At 58.7% G+C, this 1,059-nt stretch carries 1 protein-coding gene and 1 pseudogene; one reads left to right on the top strand and one right to left on the bottom strand.

What is annotated here, in order from left to right; genetic code table 11:
* Positions 1 to 655: FCD domain-containing protein (locus tag AB0J06_RS26420; protein ID WP_357432384.1), on the top strand; the 655-nt coding region annotated here is incomplete at its 5' end.
* A gap of 55 nt (positions 656 to 710) precedes the next feature.
* Here the strand turns inward: AB0J06_RS26420 and AB0J06_RS26415 are convergent.
* Positions 711 to 971: pseudogene (locus tag AB0J06_RS26415) on the bottom strand (SsrA-binding protein); the annotation flags it as partial.
* Between the last annotated feature and the right edge of the window lie 88 nt (positions 972 to 1,059).

The raw sequence follows: 1,059 nt of genomic DNA, 5'->3' as shown, positions 1-1,059 counted from the left end.
CGCACTGGCCGAGCAGTTCGGGGTGTCGCGTCCGTCGTTGCGTGAGGCGATCCAGAAGCTGGCGGCCAAAGGTTTGCTGATCAGCCGTCAGGGTGGTGGCAATTATGTGGTGGAGTCGCTGGGTTCAACCTTCAGTGATCCGCTGCTGCATCTGCTGGAAAATAATCCCGAGGCTCAGCGCGATCTTCTGGAGTTTCGTCAGACGCTGGAAGCCTCGTGCGCGTATTACGCAGCGTTGCGTGCCACTGAGGTTGATCGCGAGCGGCTGACGGCAGCCTTCGAAGAGCTGCAGGATTGCTATACGCGGTCAGACGAAGTGAGCCGGGCGGAAGAGGGCGCGGCGGATGCGAGGTTTCACCTGGCCATCGCCGAGGCCAGCCATAACGCGGTATTGCTGCATACCATTCGCGGGCTGTTCGATCTGCTCAAGCGTAACGTGGTGACCAACATTGGTGGCATGTATCAGCAGCGTACCGAAACACGGGACATGCTGATCAATCAGCACCGTGATCTGTACCTGGCGATTATCGAAGGGCGTGCCGAGCAGGCGCGGGAGGTTTCAACACGTCACCTGCTGTATGTGCAGGAAGTGCTGGAAGAAGTGCGTCAGGAGGTTCAGCGCATGGCGCGGGCGGAGCGGCGCAAAGGGATCTAGCAATTGTTGTGGCTGAGGGAGCGGGCTCCCTCAGCCATATCAAGTCACAAGAAATTCAATCTTCCTTGCCCTTGTTACGCACGGCGCGCTGCAATTCCCGGTTGGAATCGCGTTCGCGCTCGGTGTCACGCTTGTCGTATTCCTTCTTGCCCTTGCCCAGTGCGATCTCGCACTTGACCAGGTGCTTGCTCCAATACCACGACAGGCAGACGCAGGCGTAGCCTTTCTGCTGCACGGCAGCTTGGAGTTTTTCCAGCTCGCGAGCATTGAGCAGCAGCTTGCGCGTGCGCACCGGGTCGGCAATCACGTGGGTGCTTCCGATGGAGCAGCCTCTTGATGTCAAATCGATCGGCACTCACCTTAAGCCATCTGTGGTAGTATCAAGGCGTTGACAGCAGAGGTGG

The organism is Micromonospora sp. NPDC049679, assembly GCF_040659735.1.
Lineage (GTDB): Bacteria > Actinomycetota > Actinomycetes > Mycobacteriales > Micromonosporaceae > Micromonospora_I.
Note: the sequence above shows the minus strand (reverse complement) of the source record. Positions and strands in the feature narration are given on the sequence as shown.